The following is a 5435-nucleotide window of genomic DNA, read 5'->3' as shown; positions in this document are numbered from 1 at the left end:
AGGGGTCGCTCATGGTGCGGCCCTCACGGATGATCTCGGTGAACGTGCGCTGCCACGCGGCGCCGAAGGAGATGGTGTGGTGGCCCAGCCGCTCCCAGGTGCGGTCGGTGCCCAGATGCAGCACGACCGCCGAGGGCGAGTAGCGCGCGGCCACGGGGCGCCGGGGCGTGTGGCCGAGCAGCCGGTGGGCGGCGGGCAGGTCCGCGGTGAGCACCACCTGGTCGCAGGCCAGGCGCTCCCCGTCCGCGGTGACGACGGCGCTGACGCGGTCGCCCGCGCGTTCCAGGCGCGCGACCTCCTGGCCGTAGCGGACGGCTCCCCCGGCCTTGGTGACCGCGCCCGCGAGGGCGTCGCCCAGGGCGCGCATCCCTCCCCTGGGGAAGTACACCCCGGCGACGGTGTCCATGTAGGCGATGACGGCGTAGGCGGCCAGGGCGCTCTCCGGCGCCACCCCCGCGTACAGCGACTGGAAGGAGAAGATCCGGCGCAGCCGCTCGTCGCGCACGTGGCGGCCCACGGCCGGAGCCAGCCTGCCGAAGCCGCCCATCGCGGCCAGCCGGAACAGGTCGGGGTGGACCAGGTCCAGCGGGGACCGGAACCGGGCGTCGATGAACGAGCGCATCTCCACCCGGTACAGCCGGGTGAGCCAGTCGCGCAGCCGCAGGTAGCCGTCGGCCTCGCGCTGCCCGGCCACCCGGGCGACCTCGGCGGCCATCGCCTCGCGCTCGGTGTGCACGTCGATCACCGAGCCGTCGGCGAAGGAGGCGCGGTAGGCGGGGCTGAGGGGCACCAGGTCCAGCCGGTCGGCCACGGTCTCGCCGACCGCCCCCAGTGCCTCGTCCAGGAGTTCGGGCATGGTGAGCACCGTGGGGCCGGTGTCGATCTGGAAGCCGTCCAGGTCGAGCCGCCCCGCGCGACCGCCCGGATGCGCCTCGCGCTCGACCACGACGACCTCGCGCCCCGCGCCCAGCAGGTGCAGGGCGCAGGCCAGACCGGACAGGCCGGCGCCCACGACGACCACGGGACCGCGTCCGCGCGGCCCGGGTCCGGGCCGGTGCGGAGCCGACGGCTCGGGGATCTCCTCAGGCACGGTGGTGCTCCTCTCCGGTGTTGCGGATACCTTCCCCGCCTGGCCGGTCACACACGGTCACGCGCGATCCGGGAGGCCAGGCCGCCCAGCCCCTCCAGCACGTGGGCTGGCGCGTCGAGCCCCTCCAGGTGCGCCCGGCCCCGTTCGGCGAGCTCACGGCACCTGGCTCCGACCAGGTCGCGTGCGCCGAGGCGGTCCAGCGCATCGGCCGCCTCCGCGGGGTCCACGTCCTCGCCGGGCAGGCCGATCCGGTCGAGCAGCCGCAGCGCGGCGTCGTCCCCGCGCTCGCGGGCCAGGCGGGTGCCGGTCACGAGCAGCAGCGTGCACTTGCCCTCGCGGATGTCCTCGCCCACGGGTTTGCCGGTCCGGGAGCTGTCCCCGTAGACGCCGAGCAGGTCGTCCCTGAGCTGGAAGGCGATGCCCACGTCCCGGCCGTAGCCGCGCAGGGCCCCCACCGCCGCCGGGTCGGCCCCGGCCATCGCCGCGCCCAGGTGCAGGGGGCGTTCGACGCTGTAGGAGGCCGTCTTGAGCAGGTCCACACGCAGGGCGGCCTCCTCCGAGCGCTCCCGGCGCGCCTGGGCGCGCACGTCGAGGAACTGCCCGGCCATGATCTCGGTGCGCAGGTCCCGCCACACGGCCCGCGCCCGGACGGGCTCGGGCACGCCCGGCAGGGCCTCGTTGAGCATGTCGTCGGCCCAGACGAGGGCCAGGTCGCCCACGAGGACCGCCAGCGCCTCCCCGTAGCGGCGGGAGTCGCCGACGTGGCCGTCCCGCTCGTGTTCGAGAGCGTGCGCGGCGTGCACCGAGGGGCGGCCCCGGCGGGTCGGCGAGCCGTCCATGACGTCGTCGTGGACGAGCGCGCAGGTCTGGACGAGTTCGACCGCGGCGCAGGCCTGGCGGGCGGCGCGGGCCGTCTCCCCCGAAGGGGCGCCTCCGCCCGCGAGCCACCCCCACCAGGCGAGCAGGGGCCGCATCCGTTTGCCGCCGCCCAGGGTGAAGCGGACGGTCGTGCCGGCCAGGTCCCGGCCGAAATCTCCGTCGAGGTCCTCCGAGTCGCGGAGCCTGCGCTCCAGGTAGTCCTTGAGGGACGCCTCCAGGGCGGAGCGCTCGTCGGCGTCTTCGGCGTCCGGCGGGCGCGGGTGCCTGTGGGTGTTCAGGATGGGATTGACGGTGTCCTCCCCGGGTAGCATCCGAACAATGCGACTCGGTTTCCATGAATCTTGGCAACCGAAATACTTCCCCCTCTGCGAGGGTCAAACCCTTCGCTGGTGGAGGGGTGCGCCTCCCGGAGAGGGTTCGCGTGTCCCGGTGGCGCTTAGAATTCCAGGAACGGCCGGAGCCACCGGCCACGAGTGCGAGAGAGGAACCATGGACACCGCGTCGGCCGCATCCTCTCCCCCCGACTTCGAGGGGTCCGCGGCCGCGGATCCCGAGGTCAGGTCGCGGGCCGAACTCTACGACGCGTTGCAGACCGACGGGCAGCGACTCGCCGTACGGCTCATCCGCATGCTGCACCGGATGGCGGAGCGCTCGGGAATGAACCCGACCGACTTCCAGTGCTACACGCTGCTGCGCGTGGGCGGTTCCATGACACCGGGCGAGATCGCCGACAGCCTGTGCCTGTCCACCGGTTCGGTGACCGGGGTGATCGACCGGCTGGAGGCGCACGGCCTGGCCGAGCGCACCCGCCACCCCGAGGACCGGCGCAAGGTCGCCGTCCGGCTGACCGACGACGCCGCGCGCGTGGGCCCCGCCACCGCGCCCGGGATGCGCGAGGCGATGACGGCCGCGCACGCGGACTACTCGCTGGAGGAGCTGTCCACGATCACGGACTGGCTGGACCGGGTCGGCACGGCTCTGGACCGGCTGTCCGCGAAGACGGAGCCGTGAGGCCGAAGGGGCGGCGGTCGCGGCCGTGAGCATGGCACCCGCAGGGGACGAGGGGAGCGAGGGTGACTTCTCCTACCCCGATACGTGCGGACATATGCAGTCATGTGTCCAGTCAGGGCCCATGGCACCGCAAGGGATATTTCGCCGCTCGTAGGACAACACTCCACGATTGTGCGGTTGCTTCACGAAAAGGCTTCTGGCACCTACCATCCCACGGGACATGTCCGTGGGCCGGTGCCCGCACCGGTCCGTCATCCCCCGACCAGGGAAAGCGACCCTCCGGGGCTGGGAAGGAGCCAGCATCTCATCCCTACGCGAGTACATCCGAGAACACACCAACCCCACGGTCTTCGGGGTTTCCGGGGTCGTGATCCTCGCCTTCGTCATCGTCGGCATCGTGGCCACCGAGCCGATGCTCGACGCGGCCACCGCCACGCGCGACTGGATAGGTGAGAAGCTGGGCTGGGTCTACGTCCTGTCCACCACCTTCTTCCTGGTGATGGCGGTCTTCCTCATGCTGAGCCGGTTCGGGAAGATCCGGCTGGGCCCGGCCGACTCCAGGCCCGAGTTCGGGACGCTGGCCTGGTTCGCCATGCTGTTCACCACCGGCATGGGCATCGGCCTGGTGTTCTGGGGGGTGTCGGAACCCATCCACCACCTCACCTCGCCGCGCTCGGCCGAGTTCGTCACCCCCGAGGGTGAACCGCCCCCGCCCGAGGCGGCGAGCGAGGCGCTGGCCCTGAGCTACTTCCACTGGAGCTTCCACCCCTGGGCCATCTACATCGCGCTCGGCCTGTCGCTGGGCTACTTCGCCTTCCGCAAGGGCCTGCCCCTGCGCCCGGCCTCCGCGCTCTACCCCCTCCTGGGCGACCGGGCCTTCGGCTGGCCCGGGAACGTCGTGGACATCCTCGCCATCTTCGGCACGATCTTCGGCCTGGCCACCTCGCTGGGCCTGGGCACCCTCCAGATCAACGGCGGGCTCAACCACGTCTTCGGCATCCCCTCCAACGCCACCGTGCAGTCGGTCATCATCATCCTCATCACCGCGGTCGCGCTGGCCAGCGTGCTCTCCGGCATCGACAAGGGCATCCGCCGCCTGTCGATGATCAACCTGTGGCTGGCCTTCCTGCTGCTGGTGGTCGTCTTCGCCCTGGGCCCCAAGCTGTGGATCGCCAGCATCATGACCACCGGCACGGGCGAGTACCTGAGCAACATCGTCGAGTGGAGCCTGGCCTTCCCGAGCCCGCTCATCGACGAGACGGCGGCGGCCTGGACCACCGCGTGGCCCATCTTCTACTGGGGCTGGTGGATCTCCTGGGCCCCGTTCGTGGGCATCTTCCTGGCCCGTATCTCCTACGGCCGCACCATCCGCGAGTTCGTCATCGGGGCGCTGTTCGCCCCCGTCGCCGTGTCCATCCTGTGGTTCGGGGTGTTCGGCGGCTCCGGCCTGTACTACGAACTGTTCGGGAACGCCGGACTGAGCGCGCTGAGCGAGGAGGACCGGTCCTTCCGCCTCGTGGAGCTGCTGCCCGGAGGGCCGCTCATCGGCGGCATCATCTCCGTCCTGCTGATCATCGTGGTGGCGGTCTTCTTCATCACCTCCTCCGACTCCGGCTCGCTGGTGGTGGACACGCTCGCCAGCGGCGGGAGCCTCAAGCCGGTCAAGGCCCAGCGCGCCTTCTGGGCGATCAGCGAGGGCGCGGTCACCCTGATCCTGCTGGTGCTGGGCGGGGAGAACGCCCTGTCGGCGCTCCAGGCCGCGTCGGTGGTCACCGGACTGCCCTTCGCGATCATCCTGCTGCTCATGGTGTGGGGCCTGATCAAGGGGCTGTCGGAGGAGCCCAGGCCCGGAGGCCCCCGGGAGCAGCGCGCCGAGGACCGCCCCCGGTCCGGCCGGTCCCCGGAGAAGCAGGCGAGCGACTAGTTTCCCGTCAGCACGAGGAAAGGAGGCCGCCGTGGCGTCGAGGAGGTTCCACAACCCCTTCCACGGTGTGGTGGACATGATCACCGAGATGAACCGCATCTCCGACAGCATGTCCTCGATGGAGACCGGCAACGCCGGTGAACGCGAGCGCGGGCACGCCGACGCGTGGAGCCCGCCCACCGACATCCTCGCCCGGGGCAACGACCTGGTCGTCCGGTGCGAGGTACCCGGGGTCCAGGAGCAGGACGTGGCCGTGAGCCTGAACAACGGCATCCTCACCATCAGCGGCGAGCGCCGCCGGGACGGGGACGACGTCGTCTACTACTCCTCCGAGCGGTTCATGGGCACGTTCCGCCGGGAGATCAGCCTCCCGGAGGCCGTGGACGAGGAGGACATCGAGGCCAGTTACGGCGAGGGGCTGCTGGAGGTGGTGGTGCACGGCGCCGCCAACGCCCGCGGCCCCCGGCGCATCGCCATCCGCAAGCGGACACCGAAGAAGTCCTAGACACCGCAGACGGGGCGGGTCCGGCA

5 protein-coding genes are annotated in these 5435 nt (G+C 71.6%); 3 read left to right on the top strand and 2 right to left on the bottom strand.

The genetic code is table 11. The annotated features are described in order from the left end of the window. Both crtI and DQW06_RS02940 read right to left on the bottom strand, forming a co-directional pair. On the bottom strand, positions 1-1021 hold a 1021-nt coding region (gene crtI / locus DQW06_RS02945; protein WP_117197910.1), incomplete at its 3' end, for a phytoene desaturase family protein. 116 nt (positions 1022-1137) lie between these two features. Next, entirely contained in the window at positions 1138-2280 is a 1143-nt protein-coding gene (locus DQW06_RS02940; RefSeq protein WP_071622625.1) for a polyprenyl synthetase family protein, read from the bottom strand. A gap of 178 nt (positions 2281-2458) precedes the next feature. On the opposite strand from DQW06_RS02940, the gene DQW06_RS02935 reads away from it, so the two are divergent. The 3 genes from DQW06_RS02935 (at position 2459) to DQW06_RS02925 (ending at position 5409) form a co-directional block, all read left to right on the top strand. After that, on the top strand, positions 2459-2980 hold the full coding sequence (locus DQW06_RS02935) for a MarR family winged helix-turn-helix transcriptional regulator (protein ID WP_013154583.1): 522 nt from the start codon (positions 2459-2461) through the stop codon (positions 2978-2980). A gap of 367 nt (positions 2981-3347) precedes the next feature. Then, the gene (locus DQW06_RS02930) at positions 3348-4904 is read left to right on the top strand and encodes a BCCT family transporter (RefSeq protein WP_041552841.1); all 1557 of its coding nucleotides are present in this window, start codon (positions 3348-3350) and stop codon (positions 4902-4904) included. A gap of 31 nt (positions 4905-4935) precedes the next feature. Further along, a complete protein-coding gene (locus DQW06_RS02925) occupies positions 4936-5409 on the top strand; it encodes an Hsp20/alpha crystallin family protein (protein WP_013154585.1) in 474 nt (157 codons plus the stop codon). The last annotated feature ends 26 nt before the right edge of the window (positions 5410-5435 follow it).

It is taken from the genome of Nocardiopsis sp. TNDT3 (assembly GCF_003427465.1).
Classification (GTDB): Bacteria; Actinomycetota; Actinomycetes; order Streptosporangiales; family Streptosporangiaceae; genus Nocardiopsis; species Nocardiopsis dassonvillei.
The sequence above is the reverse complement of the archived record's forward strand: the minus strand, read 5'-3'. Positions and strand labels throughout refer to the sequence as shown.